At 36.4% G+C, this 15,003-nt stretch carries 13 protein-coding genes; 6 read left to right on the forward strand and 7 right to left on the reverse strand.

All coding sequences use genetic code 11. The features are described from left to right. From HCJ50_RS03295 to rnz, 5 genes are all read right to left on the reverse strand, one after another. On the reverse strand, window positions 1–1,401 hold the full coding sequence (locus HCJ50_RS03295; RefSeq protein WP_185395473.1) for an MFS transporter: 1,401 nt from the start codon (window positions 1,399–1,401) through the stop codon (window positions 1–3). Then, the gene (locus HCJ50_RS03300) at window positions 1,401–2,543 is read right to left on the reverse strand and encodes a M20 family metallopeptidase (RefSeq protein WP_185345467.1); all 1,143 of its coding nucleotides are present in this window, start codon (window positions 2,541–2,543) and stop codon (window positions 1,401–1,403) included. Before HCJ50_RS03300 ends, HCJ50_RS03295 begins: the two co-directional genes overlap by 1 nt. A 254-nt stretch (window positions 2,544–2,797) precedes the next feature. Further along, a complete protein-coding gene (locus HCJ50_RS03305; RefSeq protein WP_185395474.1) occupies window positions 2,798–5,140 on the reverse strand; it encodes a helix-turn-helix domain-containing protein in 2,343 nt (780 codons plus the stop codon). A 46-nt stretch (window positions 5,141–5,186) separates the two neighbouring features. Further along, on the reverse strand, window positions 5,187–5,978 hold the full coding sequence (locus tag HCJ50_RS03310; RefSeq protein WP_185395475.1) for an SDR family NAD(P)-dependent oxidoreductase: 792 nt from the start codon (window positions 5,976–5,978) through the stop codon (window positions 5,187–5,189). 4 nt (window positions 5,979–5,982) lie between these two features. Continuing rightward, complete coding sequence (gene rnz, locus HCJ50_RS03315) at window positions 5,983–6,903, reverse strand: ribonuclease Z (protein ID WP_185395476.1); 921 nt, start codon at window positions 6,901–6,903, stop codon at window positions 5,983–5,985. A gap of 301 nt (window positions 6,904–7,204) precedes the next feature. Here rnz and zwf point away from each other — a divergent pair, with 301 nt between their 5' ends. The 3 genes from zwf to HCJ50_RS03330 all read left to right on the forward strand — a co-directional run bounded on the left by zwf (window position 7,205) and on the right by HCJ50_RS03330 (window position 9,398). Then, window positions 7,205–8,680 carry a glucose-6-phosphate dehydrogenase gene (zwf, locus tag HCJ50_RS03320; RefSeq protein WP_185345403.1) on the forward strand — a complete coding sequence of 492 codons (1,476 nt, stop codon included), beginning with the start codon at window positions 7,205–7,207 and terminating at the stop codon, window positions 8,678–8,680. A 113-nt stretch (window positions 8,681–8,793) separates the two neighbouring features. Beyond that, window positions 8,794–9,228, forward strand: coding sequence for a YueI family protein (locus tag HCJ50_RS03325; RefSeq protein WP_185345406.1), 435 nt, complete (start codon window positions 8,794–8,796; stop codon window positions 9,226–9,228). Between the two features lie 32 nt (window positions 9,229–9,260). Then, complete coding sequence (locus HCJ50_RS03330; RefSeq protein ID WP_185345409.1) at window positions 9,261–9,398, forward strand: hypothetical protein; 138 nt, start codon at window positions 9,261–9,263, stop codon at window positions 9,396–9,398. Here the strand turns inward: HCJ50_RS03330 and HCJ50_RS03335 are convergent. Next, complete coding sequence (locus HCJ50_RS03335; protein WP_185395477.1) at window positions 9,381–9,866, reverse strand: DUF6884 domain-containing protein; 486 nt, start codon at window positions 9,864–9,866, stop codon at window positions 9,381–9,383. The genes HCJ50_RS03330 and HCJ50_RS03335 overlap by 18 nt on opposite strands. After that, window positions 9,839–10,366 carry a GNAT family N-acetyltransferase gene (locus tag HCJ50_RS03340; protein ID WP_185395478.1) on the reverse strand — a complete coding sequence of 176 codons (528 nt, stop codon included), beginning with the start codon at window positions 10,364–10,366 and terminating at the stop codon, window positions 9,839–9,841. The genes HCJ50_RS03335 and HCJ50_RS03340 overlap by 28 nt, the downstream gene beginning before the upstream one ends. A gap of 664 nt (window positions 10,367–11,030) precedes the next feature. On the opposite strand from HCJ50_RS03340, the gene ilvD reads away from it, so the two are divergent. From ilvD to ilvN, 3 genes are read left to right on the forward strand one after another with little or no spacing between them, the layout of a single operon-like run. Then, window positions 11,031–12,725 carry a dihydroxy-acid dehydratase gene (gene ilvD, locus HCJ50_RS03345; protein ID WP_185345419.1) on the forward strand — a complete coding sequence of 565 codons (1,695 nt, stop codon included), beginning with the start codon at window positions 11,031–11,033 and terminating at the stop codon, window positions 12,723–12,725. A 17-nt stretch (window positions 12,726–12,742) separates the two neighbouring features. Then, window positions 12,743–14,464 carry a biosynthetic-type acetolactate synthase large subunit gene (gene ilvB / locus HCJ50_RS03350; RefSeq protein WP_185345422.1) on the forward strand — a complete coding sequence of 574 codons (1,722 nt, stop codon included), beginning with the start codon at window positions 12,743–12,745 and terminating at the stop codon, window positions 14,462–14,464. Continuing rightward, a complete protein-coding gene (ilvN, locus tag HCJ50_RS03355; RefSeq protein WP_185345425.1) occupies window positions 14,465–14,956 on the forward strand; it encodes an acetolactate synthase small subunit in 492 nt (163 codons plus the stop codon). It abuts the gene before it with no gap. Window positions 14,957–15,003: the final 47 nt, after the last annotated feature.

Genomic DNA, 15,003 nt, shown 5'->3' on the forward strand with positions numbered 1-15,003 from the left:
TTATTCTTTTGCAGCTTTAAGTGGTGCCGTTTTTTTCGCTTTTGGTGTAGTGACAACAACAGAGATAAGAGATACTACACAGAAAGCCACGTTAGTTAATAGTCCAATCATTGCTGCTAAATTAACATCGCCTGCAATTGTAAGTACTCCATAAATTGTTGCTGAAATAGCTACGCCGAATGAACCACCTAGAGAACTAGCCATTTTGTAAATACCTGAAGCTACGCCAACTTTATCTTCTGGTGCGTTTGAGATTGCAGTATCTGTGGAAGGTGTTGCATACATACCCAAACCAACTCCAAATAATGCAAAACCGATAAATACTAATACTGTATAAAGAACACCTGGAATGAAAGTAAGTGCCATTAGCGCAATACCAACAGCTGTAATAGCAGAACCAAGAATCATTGGTTTACGAGCACCAACACGTTGTAATATTTTTTCACCGACACGAATCATACCTAATACGCAAACCAAGTAACCGATTGATAACATTCCAGATTGGAAAGCAGTAAAGCCACGACCAACTTGAACATATGTGTTAGCAACAACTAATGTTCCAGCTGCAGCATTTAATAAAAAGTTAGACAATGTTGCGCCTGTATAAGCTTTATTATTGAATAAAGAGAAATCAATAAAGCCATTTGCTTGGCGAAGTTCTACACGGAAGAAGATCCCAGCAGATAAAAGGAATACAACTAACATAATAATAGTTGTTGGGCTAGTCCAACCGAAACTAGAACCACGAGTAATAATAAGATTTAAACAAACCATTGCAATAACGAAAAGAACAAGTCCTAAAGAGTCAAATTTTGCTTTTGTTGTTTGAACAACTTTGCTTTCTGGTGTGCCTTTAATTAATAACATACCTAGAAGTGCGAATACGATAGAGAAGATAAAAATCCAACGCCATCCCATATAAGTAGCAATTGCGCCACCAGCAAACGAACAAATACCAGAGCCGCCCCATGATCCGATTGACCAATAGCTTAATGCTCTTTGTCTGTCTGCTCCGTCAAAATAAGTTTTCATAAGTGCTAATGTTGCAGGCATAATACATGCAGCAGAAAGCCCTTGAATAATACGACCAATAATTAATAATGTTGCACCTTGTGTAATAACAAGTAGTAGTGAACCGATAATACTAAGAATAAGACCGATATATGTTAATTTCATACGACCAAATTTATCCGCTAATCCACCAGCTACTACGATGAAAATACCGGAAAATAGTGCAGTTAAACTAATAGCGACACTGAGTAAACTTGATGAAATTCCAAGATCATCTTGAACTGCTGGTACGATATTAACCATTGATTGTGCAAACAGCCAAAATGTAATAACACCAAATACAATCCCCACGATAAGTTTATTTGTACCTTTATATTCTGTTGTTGCCATTATTTATTCTCTCCTTTTAGGTAATCTAAGACACAAGCACCCATTGCTTTTGAGGCAATTAGTAATGCATCTTCATTAATGTCGAATTTTGGATGATGATGCGGGTAGGCATGGCCATCTGCTGGCATAGCTCCAACATAGAAAAATACGCTTGGACGTTCTTGGGCATAATAAGCAAAGTCTTCGGATGGTGGTTGTGGTTCACAACGAACGATATCAGTTACTTCTGGAATTGCTGCATCTTTTAGTGATTCAACAACAAATTCAGTTAAAGCGACATCATTGTTTAATACTGGATAATCATTTTTGTATTCCAGTTCACAAGTAACACCAAACATTGCTTCAAGTCCGCTAGCAATACGTTTTACTTCTTTTTCGATTGTATTACGTGTTTCTTCTGACATAGAGCGAACATCGCCTTCAAGTTCAACAGCATCTTTAATTACATTAAAACTACCTTTTCCATCAAAAGAACCGATTGTAATAGAACCTACATCAAATGGATTTAAGCGACGACTAATAATTGTTTGAACAGCTACAACAAATTCACTTGCTGCTACAATCGCATCGTTAGCTAAATGTGGTGAAGAACCATGTCCGCCTTGTCCTTGAACTTTTAATTTAAAGTAAGAACGACCTGTTTGAATAGCTCCTTCACGATAATATACTTCCCCAGTTTTCATTGTGGACATAACGTGAATTCCAAGTACATTATCAACGCCATCAAGCGCTCCATCACCAATCATTTGAATTGCGCCACCTGGAGGAGTTTCTTCTGCATGTTGGTGCAAAATAACAATTTTCCCTGTTAGCTCATCTTTCATTTCAATCAGTGTTTCTCCTAAAATTAGCATATAAGCTGTATGTCCATCATGACCACAAGCATGCATCACACCTGGATTTTGTGAAGCAAAAGGTAATCCAGTTTCTTCTTGAATTGGCAAAGCATCAAAGTCAGCACGAATGGCAAGTGTTTTACCTGGTTTTCCTGAATCAATTGTTACAACAACACCATTGCCACCTACATGAGTGCGAACATCACAGTCCATATCTTTATAAAAATCGGCAACATATTTTGCTGTATCTTCCTCTTGGAAAGAAAGTTCAGGATGTTCATGTAAATAACGACGAATTTCGATCATGCGATTTTGTTTTTCATCTAATTTTTGGAATAATTTTTCTTTCAATGTCTAAACCTCCATTTAATATACTCGCGCTGGCCAGAACACGAGTATTTATCGTTGCATACTTATTATAAGAAAAAAACGGCTAAAAGAAGTTTGTTTTTTTGCTTACTTTTGGCTTGATTATTTTTTCTTTTTTATTTCCATTAACGGGATGTCAAAAATTCGGTGCTTAGGGTATAAAAAAAGTTCAACTCAATTGAGCTGAACTTTTATATCGTATGTCTAAATTCGTAAAAATGAATCGCATTAATATCTAGATACGCATAAAATGACCAATCTTCTGTAATAGTTTCATCACTTACTGTTAAAGTGGGTTGAGAGGCATCTACTATATAGTCCAAAATCTCTTTATCCAGGCCATGTTTACTATTTAGCTGCCAATATTTGGAGTATAGCGCACCATTATCACGGTCAAATTGCCATTTACGTACTTGGTATTCACCTGCTTCTAGTCCCTGCATTCGAATATGAACTTCTTTGCGCTCTTCTTTTAAAAATTTCTCTTCTACCGCATAACGCGGATTAATCGTTGCGCTATTCATTAAAATAAGCTGATAACCATCTTCATGTTTCGTAATAATATAATCTTCCCCTTCAGCAACAACTAACCCTTTCAGACGTTTTAAAAATTTAACTGCATAAAACGCCGGGCGCTTCCCATTGAAGAAGTGAAACATTTCCAGTCCATCAAGGCTGATATTTAACTGACTATCATCCCCTTCATGCAGTTCGGTATTTATCCAAAATCCCAGTGCACTAACTTCTGGTGCCAAATCTAACATTGTTTTTAATACTAATGCTCCGCGGAAAAAAGTTCCATTTGTATGTCTGGTATTCCCAGTAAGTGTGTTCCAATTAATTAACATCATTGGCTTATTTATATGATGATGTTTTAAAAATGCTTTAAGTTTTAGTGTTTTAGCCAAACAATAATCTTCAGAAATCAAAAAGGATTTAATATCTTCATTTGAAAAATCTACTGCTTCATTTTGATTAGCATTAAAAGAAATAAAATCAATTTGATCTGGAAAATCTAAAAACCATTTGTGCTGACTTGGAACCGCATTTTTAGATAAAGAAAATGGTACAAAATTACCCACTTGAATTGCTGGAAGTATCGATTTGATTGTTTCTTGTACTTTTATATAAAGCCGCTTTAAATCTTCTTTTTTAGCTGAGGTATATTTGGGTTCAAAAAACATAAAATGCCATTTTGAAACAAACTCTCTACCAAACATTTGAATGGAATGTCTTAAAAAATGGTCCAAACGCTGAAAGACATTTTGCTCATCTCTTGAAATATCTTGATACTCTAAACGAATAAATAATTGAAGATTTTGCTGCTTTAAGAAGGTAAGTGCTAAATCAGCTTTTGCATATGGTGAGGAAGTCGGAACTAATTCATCTGTTTCCGCTTCTGGCAAAAAAGTAGAACCGCCAAATAAGTGCCTAACTCCGATATAATTAACGCCAAGTTCATCACGAGTGGTAATAATTTGCTTTTGCACTTCTTCTTTTAATACTTCTTTTAGTTCACCTATAGTTAAAATATGAATATTATTGGATAAATTACGAGGTGTGTTATGCGTCACATTAATCGTTTTTTTCTCAAATGGCGCCTCGTTCAATGCAACCCCAGGCTCCATTTCTTGATAAAGACTTGCCAATTTAATTAACATTTCTGATGTTGGCTTTATTTGTTCCATACTACTGCTAATTTGTGTTTCTGCTTGCTCTTCTGTTTGCTTATAATCCGAATGATGCTTTGCTCTATATTCACTCGGCGTTATATTAAAATGGAATTTAAACACTTCCGAAAAATGTTTCTGACTCGAAAAACCATTTTTCAGGGCAATTTCCGTTATATTTTCTGTTGAATACATTAAGCTCTGCAATGCGTGTTTCAATCTAACTTCTGTTAAGTATTGCAAAAAACCAAGTCCAGTAGTCTTTTTAAAATACCGAGATAAATAAGCTTCACTTAAAAATTCTTTTTGAGCAAATTCTCTAAGTGACAACGCCTCATCAAAATGTTCCTCTACTTCCCTAATCATTCGAGAGATACGTTTATCATTGACTTCTTTTCGAGTAGAAGACGGAATTTCTTTTTTAAAAAACCGTGTCAATAGCAATAAAATTTGGAACAAAGCAGTTTGTGCCTCAAGTTTACTAGAATGGTTTTTTGTCACGGAGGTAATTAGAAGCTCGCTAACTGATTTTCGTAAAGACCCAACAACCCGTTCTCTTCCGGGATCACTATCCTTGGAGAAGAATTTAAAGGAATGTTGGAAATAATCTTCATAATAATTAGCAAAAAATGTGTCGGTAATTGTTAAGTTAATAATTAAATTAGTCGTATCACCTTGAATAGTATAAAATGTGTTACGATCTAAAACTAAGATGTCGCCTTCTTCCAAATCAAACTTTTCTTCGGCGATCTTAATGGTTATTTTTCCAGAAAAAGCAAAAATAATTTTCGTTCCTAGTGAAATATCTGAAGTTGGTTTTTTAACACGTTCAATGCCAATGGTATAGTCTTTTAAGTGAGGCACTCTCATTCACTCCTTTGTATAGCATGTCCGAATTATTTAGTTAGCATTATTTCTTTAAAAATGCACCTTTTCCGAAAAACTCAATGACTTGAGGCATTACTTGATATAAGCGTGTGGCAATATTCATTACGAACGGCAAGTTAATTTCTCGACGTTTTGTTCCCATAATTTGCACTGTTTTGCGTGCTACTTTTTCAGGTTTTAATACGAGTTTTCCTACCGTTTCTAAATAGTTACCCGATTTATCCGCAACATCAAAAAAATTCGTCGCGATTGGTCCCGGGTTGATTGTTGTAACGTTGATTTTATGAGGGCTCAATTCTAAACGAAGTGCATTGGAGAATCCTAAAACTGCATATTTTGTTGCTGAATAAACGGTTGATTTTGGTGTTGCAATTTTAGCAGCTTGAGACGCAATATTAATAATATGCCCAGACTTACGCGCTTGCATTTTTGGCAAAAGTAATTGCGTTAATTGAATTAATCCAAGAACATTTGTGTCAAACATTTTTTCAACTGTTTCAAATGGAATATCTACTGCATTTTCAAATAAACCAAATCCCGCACAGTTTACTAGCACATCCACATTATAAGCTTGATTTACTTTTTCACTTACTTGTTTTATTTGTTCAAAATCGGTCATATCTAACGTAAAATATTCAGCATTAACTGCAAAATTCGTGGTAACTTCCTTTTGCAAATGGATTAATTTTTCTGTGCTTCTCGCTGTAATAATAACATTTGCTCCTGAAGCGGCAATTTGTCTTGTAATTTCTGCACCAAGTCCACTAGAAGCCCCTGTAATTAATACGGTTTTATTCTTTAAAAAAGCATTCATTTTATCACTCTCCTATTTGGAAAACAGCTAAGTCGTAGGCTATCTCCGTATTTTCAAAAACAGATTTTGCTTCTATTAATAGTGACTTGCTTGCTTCACGGTCATATCTGGAGCTAATATGAGTGAGAATTAATTTTTTAACGCCTGCTTTTTTTGCAAGTTCTGCTGCTTGAATAGTTGTAGAATGCATATATTCTGCGGCCATCTTCCCTTTATCGCCTTCAAATGTCGCCTCATGAACAAGTATATCAGCGTCTTTAGCTAAGGCTAATTCGTTTGCTGTTTCTCTTGTATCGCCAAAAATACTAATAATTTTCCCTTTTTGCGGTTCACCAATATAATTATTGCCATCAATTTCTCGTCCATCAGGCAGTGTGACTACTTCGCCATTTTTTAATTTTTGGAAAATCGGACCTGCTTCTACCCCATCAGCTTTTAATTTGGCTGCATTCAGAGCGCCTTGCTTATCTTTTTCAACAATACGGTAGCCAAAACTAGTCAGCCCATGATCTAATTCATCAGCAGTAATACAAAACATCTTATCTTCAAAAATAATTCCTGGCTCAATCTCTTCAAAAATAATTTTATATGTCAATCTTGTACCACTTAATTTTAGTGATGTTTCTACGTAAGCTTTAATTCCTACTGGTCCATAAATGGTTAAATCAGTATCGCCACCTTGAAATGAGCGACTGCTAAGTAAGCCTGGCAAACCAAAAATATGGTCACCATGCATATGAGTAATAAAGATACATTCTAATTTGCTTAATTTTATTTGGCTTCGTAAAATTTGATGTTGAGTCGCTTCCCCACAGTCAAATAACCAAATTGCATTTCGTTCATTTAGCATTGATAGTGCAATGGATGTGACGTTACGGCCTCGTGACGGTACGCCTGCTCCAGTTCCTAAAAAAACAAGTTCCATTTTCGTTCCAGTCCTTTCCCAGTTCGTGTCTTATTTTATCATATTCTTAAAGGAACAGGAAATAAACATTTTTCTAGTAAAACCCTTATAATTCAGAAATAACTGTCAAATTAAAAAAATAATCAGTTCAAACAGTTGCACAAATGCTTCTTTATAGATAAAATAGTATGGACTAATGAGGAAATTTAATAGCTCATTTATTAAAGGCCTTTTTTTATGGGGTTCTTTTTCAAACTAGGAGAATAGATTCTAGTAGCTAATTTTTGCCATTAAAGAGAACAAGAAAGAGGGTAAATGACGTATGACAGATGAGTTAGAACAAAAAGCATTGATTACTATTTTTGGCGGTACGGGAGATTTGGCAAATCGCAAACTTTACCCTTCGCTATATCATCTATTTAGTAAGGGCTCCCTAGGCGATAATTTTGCTGTCATTGGAACAGCTCGTCGTGAATGGAGTAATGAATTCTTCCGTGATAAAGTGAAAGAATCAATTAAAGACATTGATGGTTCTGAAAAAAATGCAGATGCTTTTGCTTCTCATTTCTACTATCAATCTCATGACGTTACTAATAAAGATTCCTACGTAAAACTTAAAGATTTATCGGATGAATTAGATGCAAAATATGAGCTAGATGGTAATCGTTTATTCTATCTTGCTATGGCGCCAAATTTCTTTGGAACAATTGCAAACCGTATCAAATCTGAGGGCTTTGTTGATACAAAAGGCTTCCATCGTTTAATCATCGAAAAACCATTTGGTCATGATTTAGCGAGTGCAGAAGAATTAAATAGTTCGCTTCGTCAAGCTTTTAATGAAGATGAAATTTATCGTATTGATCATTACTTGGGTAAAGAAATGATTCAAAATATCTCGGTCATTCGATTTGCTAATTCGATTATTGAGTCGCTATGGAATAATCGTTACATTGATAATATCCAAGTGAGTTTAACAGAAGTACTTGGTGTGGAAGATCGCGGTCGTTACTACGATGAAAGTGGCGCTCTTCGCGATATGGTTCAAAATCATATTCTTCAAATTGTCTCATTGTTAGCAATGGAACCACCAATTAACTTAACTACACGTGAAATTCGCCATGAAAAAGTACGTGCGCTTCGTTCATTACGTGTTTTTGAAGGGAAAGAAGTACATCAAAACTTTATCCGTGGTCAGTATGGTCCTGGTGAAGTAAATGGCAAAGAATTAAAAGGTTATCGTCAAGAAGATAATGTTGATCCACATTCGAATACCGAAACCTTTGTTGCTGCTAAACTTGAAATTGATAACTTCCGCTGGGCTGGCGTTCCATTTTATATTCGTACCGGAAAACGTCTTGCTAAAAAAACAACACAAATTGCGATTCAATTCAAAGATGTCCCGCTTAATTTATTTGGACAACAACAATCCCTCGGTGGAAATGTTCTTGTTATTCATATTCAACCTGATGAAGGTATTACACTTCACTTAAATGTAAAAGAACCTGGTCAAGGAATGGTGACTATGCCTGTGAATTTAAATTATATTCACTCTTCGCCGGACGGTATGAATACACCAGAAGCATACGAAAAGCTCATTTTAGATTGTTTACGCGGAGACGCTACATACTTCTCTCATTGGGATGAAGTTTCACTATCTTGGAACTTTATTGACCGTGTAGCAGATGTTTGGACAAATACAAAAGATCATTTCCCTAACTATAAATCCGGCTCATTTGGACCAAAAGAAGCAGATGACTTGATTCAACGTGACGGATTTCAGTGGTTCCCAATTGATTAATTTAAAAACCAGAAATAGGACTAATTCTCCTACTTCTGGTTTTTTTGTATGCTTGCAAAAGCCCTTTAACATGTTAGAATAGAGTTAATCAACTAGTTAAAGGAGCTCATATAATGGCTGAAAATATTGATGATTATTTAGAAAAAGGCATGTATGGGGCAAAAGAAATCAATCCAGCTGAGAAGAAAAAGTATTTGGGAACATTTCGTGAACGCGTATTAGTTGCACTTACGAAAGAAGAAGTTTTATCGCAACAATTGCTTCCTGAACTAGAAAAAGCAATACTTGAAACTCCCGATTCCAAACTTCTCTTAAATGGATTATTACATTATAATTCCATGCGACCATACATTAAACTTGCAGAAAAATGCCAACATGAATTTTCTATTGTTAGCCGTTTAGAGGGCGAAACAGAGATTTATCTTGTTCTTGCTTGCCAAAAAGAAGTTAACAAAGAAGATATTCATTTATATAAAGAAGAATCCCCAGTGGAAACCGAAGAAGAACCTCTTTCGCTCCTTGAAAAAGTGCGGAAGTTATTCAATTAAGTTTCTCGCTTATTTATTTAGGAGGTTAATTTATGCTACATGTTATTACACTGTCACTTGCCATATTGATGTCTTTACAAACGATTTATTTCTTTATTCGTAAAAACATCAACATGGGCGTAATGTTCTTGCTTATCACTGCTGCACTTCTTTTACTTAGTACTATTTAATGGAATTCCTGTCTCCACTGCTTGTTTTAACTTTTGCTGCATTATTCCAATTCCTGTTGAACCCGAAAGTGGGAACTCAAAAACTTGCTTATTATCCGTAATCGCTGCTAATAACCCTCTGAACTTTTCCCCGCCCAACATTGGGATTTGTTCAGTAGGGTCTATTTGTAGTCCTTGCCACATCTTCCTTAGATCTGCTAGCTGTATAGTATCCTGACCCACACCTCTACTTGTAAAACGGACATCGTAAGTTTCCTGAACCATATCTGTCGGTCTAAGAAAACCATATTTAGGAGATAGAATTAAATAGTTTTCTGCAAATTTTTCCGCATATGCTTTACTTAAACGATGAAATGTTCCCGTATACGCTTCGCTAGCTTTAACGGCTCCGATATTTGGAAATTTATCCCATATTTTTGGTTTACCTGACGCAATTATTATTAGCTCTTGCTTATTGGAAATTCCCATGTCATCACTCTTCCTTGTCGCTCAAAAACATCCTTTTCTTCTATATGTATTAATTGATTGTGTTTTAGTACTCGAATAGAAGCTTCGTTGTTATCATAGCAACGTGCAAAAATACGGTGAATTACTGGCTGTTTTTCTAACCATGTAATCATTCCAATTAATGCTTCTTTCATATAACCTTTATTTTGGTAATCTGGTACAATACTGTAGCCAATTTCAATTTCCCCAGTTTCATCAGGAGTTCCTTGACCACCAATTTCTCCGATAATTTTATTTTCTTCTTTAAGTACAACAAGTCTCGTCCATTTAATCATTCGATCGTCTTTTTTTACATTTTCTAAAACATATGGCAGGTAAAAAAAGAATTCAATTCCTGGCCAGTCTTTGGAAACATGGTAACCACTTGCCTTTTCTAAATTTTCCGTCCCTTTAATCGTTGCTTGAATCATCTCGAGTGTATAATTAATCAATATTAGTCTTTCTGTCTCTATAATGTCCACCACTAAACCCGGCTTTCCTACTAATTTATTACTTTCAATTTAGCAGAATTATGTATGTTTGCGCAACTATTGTGTCATTTATTATTTAAAAATTAAAAATAAAACTATTCTGACTATATGATTGACCTTTATTTTTTGAATGCGCTTCCATTTAAGTTATACTTTAAATATAAGACCAGGTACTAATTTCACTTCCAAGTTTAAGTTGCTTGAATTGTGCAAACTAACGGAAAACTTTCAAAATAACAATTGACAATCGCTTACCAACCGTTTATATTTAGTAATAACATAACATTTCTTGATATTCATTGTTTTCAAAAATGTGCGACTAATCGAAAATCTAAAACCATTTAATGAAGGGGATAATGACTTATGAAAACGACTAAATCTGTCATTACAATTTTATTACTCTAGAAGGGCTTTGAACACTGTAGCAATTTACAGTAGTTTGAGTCCTGTTTACATTAAATGGGATTCTTGCAAAGCATCCCATTGTTTTCATCATTGGGATGCTTTTTCTTTAGCCAGATTTCGAATTCTCAAGCAAAAAACAGCTATCAAGTGAGCAATTACTATCTACTATACTTTAATGCCACGCTATTTTGTGAATTCTAAAAATTCAGCGTCGGCAAATAATTCTTAATTAGAAATGGGGTAAAGTCATATGCGTAGTGACAAAATAAAAAAAGGTGTCGACCAAGCACCAGCAAGAAGTTTGCTGCATGCTACAGGTCAAATTAAAAGTCCAGGTGATATGGATAAACCATTTATCGCGATTTGTAATTCTTATATTGATATTGTTCCTGGCCATGTTCACTTGCGAGAGCTTGCTGATGTCGCGAAGGAAGCAATTAGAGAAGCTGGCGGTATCCCGTTTGAATTTAATACGATTGGTGTAGACGATGGTATTGCAATGGGACATATTGGAATGCGTTACTCCCTACCCTCTCGTGAAGTTATTGCAGATGCAGCTGAAACAGTAATTAATGCGCACTGGTTTGATGGTGTCTTTTATATTCCAAACTGCGACAAAATTACTCCTGGTATGCTGCTTGCTTCGGTTCGTACTAACGTTCCTGCCATTTTCTGTTCAGGTGGTCCAATGAAAGCTGGATTATCTGCTCATGGGAAAGCCTTAACACTTTCTTCTGTTTTTGAAGCAGTTGGCGCATTTAAAGATGGTAGCATGTCTCAAGAAGATTTTCTGGATATGGAAGCAAATGCCTGTCCAACATGTGGATCATGTGCTGGAATGTTTACAGCTAACTCAATGAACTGTTTAATGGAAATTCTTGGAATGGCGGTTCCTGGAAACGGTACTACACTTGCTGTTTCTGATGCTCGTCGCGATCTTATTCGACAATCCGCTTTCCACTTAATGGATTTAGTAAAAAAAGATATTCGACCTCGTGACATCATAACAAAAGATGCGATTGACGATGCTTTTGCACTAGATATGGCAATGGGCGGATCTACCAATACTGTTTTACATACACTCGCACTTGCAAATGAAGCCGGTATTGAAGACTATGATTTGGAACGGATCAATGATATTGCTAAGCGTGTTCCTTATCTTTCTAAAATTGCCCCTTCTTCTTCTTACTCTATGCATGATGTTCATGAAGCTGGTGGTGTTTCCGCTATTGTCAAAGAACTTGTTGACCTAGGTGGAGCAATCCATCCCGACCGAATCACAGTTACCGGAAAAACCATTCGTGAAAACGTAGCAGATGCAAAAATTAATAATACCGATGTCATTCACCCAAAAGAAAATCCGTATAGTCCTGTTGGTGGACTTTCGATGTTATTTGGAAATATCGCACCCAAAGGAGCCGCGATTAAAGTTGGTGGTGTTGATCCTTCTGTTAAAGTTTTTAAAGGAGAGGCTATCTGTTTTAGTTCCCATGATGAAGCGGTAGAAGCAATTGATAATCATACTGTACGTGAAGGACATGTTGTTGTTATTCGTTATGAAGGTCCTAAAGGCGGTCCTGGAATGCCAGAAATGCTTGCACCAACGAGTAGTATTGTTGGGCGTGGTCTTGGAAAAGATGTAGCGCTTATAACAGACGGTCGCTTTTCTGGAGCTACTCGCGGAATCGCAGTTGGTCATATTTCTCCTGAAGCAGCAGCGGGTGGTCCTATTGCACTTGTACATGATGGTGATATTATCACTATTGACTTACCAAACAGAACTTTAAACGTAGAAGTTTCTGATGAAGTTTTAGAAGCGAGAAGAAAAGAGTTACCTAAATTTAAAGCTAAAGTAAAAACTGGTTACCTTGCAAGATATACAGCATTAGTAACAAGCGCTCATACAGGTGGTATCTTGCAAATCCCAGAAGATTTAATCGACTAAAAAACGAGGTGATAAGCGTGATTGATACGACAAAGAACAATGAAAAAACAACAGAAAAGACTAGTAAAAGTGGCGCAGAACTATTAATTGATGCCTTAAAGAAGCAGCGTGTCGAAATGATTTTTGGTTATCCTGGTGGCGCGGTTTTGCCTCTATATGATGCCTTTTATGATTGCGATATTCCACATATTCTAACAAGACATGAACAAGGAGCCATCCATGCAGCTGAGGGATATGCTCGAGTAACTGGAAAGCCAGGCGTAGTTGTTGTTACTAGTGGTCCAGGTGCTACTAACGTTTTAACAGGGATTGCAGACGCGATGAGCGATTCGATTCCACTTGTTATTTTTACAGGTCAAGTTCATACTCCTGGAATTGGAAAAGACGCTTTTCAAGAAGCTGATATGATTGGTTTAACTATCCCTATTACTAAATACAATTATCAAGTACGTGATGTTCGTGATTTGCCAAAAATTGTTAATGAAGCTTTTCATATTGCTAATACTGGTCGTAAGGGTCCCGTGGTCGTTGATATTCCAAAAGATATGGGAATTATTCAAACCGATACAGTTTATCCGGACACAATTGATTTGCCGGGTTATCAACCAACGTATTCACCGAACCCACTTCAACTTGAAAAATTGATGCAAGCTTTATCTGCTGCGAATAAACCACTTATTTTAGCTGGAGCTGGCGTCAATCATTCCCGCGCAACAGCGGAACTTTTAGAATTTGCTGAACGCTATCAAATTCCAATTGTAAACACACTGCTCGGTCTTGGAAGTTTCCCACAAAATCATGATTTATTTTTAGGAATGGGTGGAATGCATGGCTCTTATGCAGCTAATATGGCATTAACCGACTGCGACTTGCTAATCAATTTTGGTTCAAGATTTGACGATCGTCTAGCTAGTGCACCTAAAGAGTTCGCACCTAAAGCAACTATCGCCCATATTGATATTGATCCAGCAGAAATCGGAAAAATCATTGAAACACAAATACCCATTGTGGCTGATATTAACGAAACCATTACGCAACTATTGCAAATGGAACTACCTGTTCATCCTGACACTTCTCATTGGTACAAATTAAATATGACACGTAAAAACCGCCATCCGTTTCATTTTGATAAAACGAAAAAAGCGGAGATTAAGCCGCAACGTGTGATTGAACTTATTGGCGAAATTACACAAGGTGAAGCGCTTGTTTCTACAGATGTTGGTCAACACCAAATGTGGGCTGCACAGTTCTATCCATTTCAATTTGACCATCAAATTATTACTAGTGGCGGTCTTGGAACAATGGGCTTTGGTTTTCCAGCAGCAGTTGGCGCACAGCTTGCTTTCCCAGAAAAAACAGTTGTAGCCATTGTTGGTGATGGTGGTTTTCAAATGACCAATCAAGAGCTAGCAATTTTAAATGATTATCAAATCAATGTAAAAACAGTCATTATCAATAACGGCTCGCTTGGGATGGTTCGGCAGTGGCAAGAAAAATTCCACGGTGAAAGATATTCCCACTCCATTTTCTCGAGCCAACCAGATTTTGTGAAACTTTCAGAAGCATACGGTGTCAAGGGAGTTCGGCTTACCAATCCAGAAACGCTAGAAAAAGATTTAAGAAAAGCTTTTTCTCATCCCGGTCCGATTGTCATTGATGTCCATGTTGCAAAAGACGAACTAGTACTTCCAATGGTTCCAAGCGGTAAACCAAATCACCAAATGGAAGGGGTGGAATAAATGCGCCGAATCATTACTGCTACAGTGAATAACTCTTCTGGCGTACTAAATCGTATCACTGGGGTTATCTCCAGACGCCAATATAATATTGATAGCATTTCTGTTGGCTGGACCGAAATCCCTAATGTATCTCGGATTACTATCGTTGTCCATGTAGATTCGCTATATGAAATCGAACAAGTAACGAAGCAATTAAATAAGCAAATTGATGTGCTAAAAGTGAGTGATATTACGGATGATGCGCATATCGAACGGGAACTTGCTTTAATTAAAATCAACTCCCCCGCCGCGCTTCGATCAGAACTAAATGCAGTGATTGAACCATTTAGAGCAACTGTAATTGATGTTGGAACAAAAAATGTCGTTATCCAAGTTACAGGTACAAGCGAGAAAATCGATGCTTTCGTCGATATTATACGCCCTTACGGAATTAAACAAATGGCGCGAACAGGTGTCACTGGTTTTACAAGAAGTGCAAAAAAAATGAATTAAGTTTGTACAAAGCATGCAAGTCAGGTGCTTTGCAATATAAAAAGAAA

Origin of the sequence: Listeria immobilis (assembly GCF_014322765.1) — a bacterium.
GTDB classification, from domain to species: Bacteria; Bacillota; Bacilli; order Lactobacillales; family Listeriaceae; genus Listeria; species Listeria immobilis.

Excerpts from the sequence above, each read along its gene's own strand:
- zwf (WP_185345403.1), top strand. The coding sequence starts at position 7,205 with ATGACAGATGAGTTAGAACAAAAAGCATTGATTACTATTTTTGGCGGT.
- HCJ50_RS03330 (WP_185345409.1), top strand. The coding sequence starts at position 9,261 with ATGCTACATGTTATTACACTGTCACTTGCCATATTGATGTCTTTACAA.
- HCJ50_RS03310 (WP_185395475.1), bottom strand. The coding sequence starts at position 5,978 with ATGAATGCTTTTTTAAAGAATAAAACCGTATTAATTACAGGGGCTTCT.
- ilvD (WP_185345419.1), top strand. The coding sequence starts at position 11,031 with ATGCGTAGTGACAAAATAAAAAAAGGTGTCGACCAAGCACCAGCAAGA.
- ilvN (WP_185345425.1), top strand. The coding sequence starts at position 14,465 with ATGCGCCGAATCATTACTGCTACAGTGAATAACTCTTCTGGCGTACTA.
- HCJ50_RS03325 (WP_185345406.1), top strand. The coding sequence starts at position 8,794 with ATGGCTGAAAATATTGATGATTATTTAGAAAAAGGCATGTATGGGGCA.
- rnz (WP_185395476.1), bottom strand. The coding sequence starts at position 6,903 with ATGGAACTTGTTTTTTTAGGAACTGGAGCAGGCGTACCGTCACGAGGC.
- HCJ50_RS03295 (WP_185395473.1), bottom strand. The coding sequence starts at position 1,401 with ATGGCAACAACAGAATATAAAGGTACAAATAAACTTATCGTGGGGATT.
- HCJ50_RS03300 (WP_185345467.1), bottom strand. The coding sequence starts at position 2,543 with ATGATCGAAATTCGTCGTTATTTACATGAACATCCTGAACTTTCTTTC.
- HCJ50_RS03335 (WP_185395477.1), bottom strand. The coding sequence starts at position 9,866 with ATGGGAATTTCCAATAAGCAAGAGCTAATAATAATTGCGTCAGGTAAA.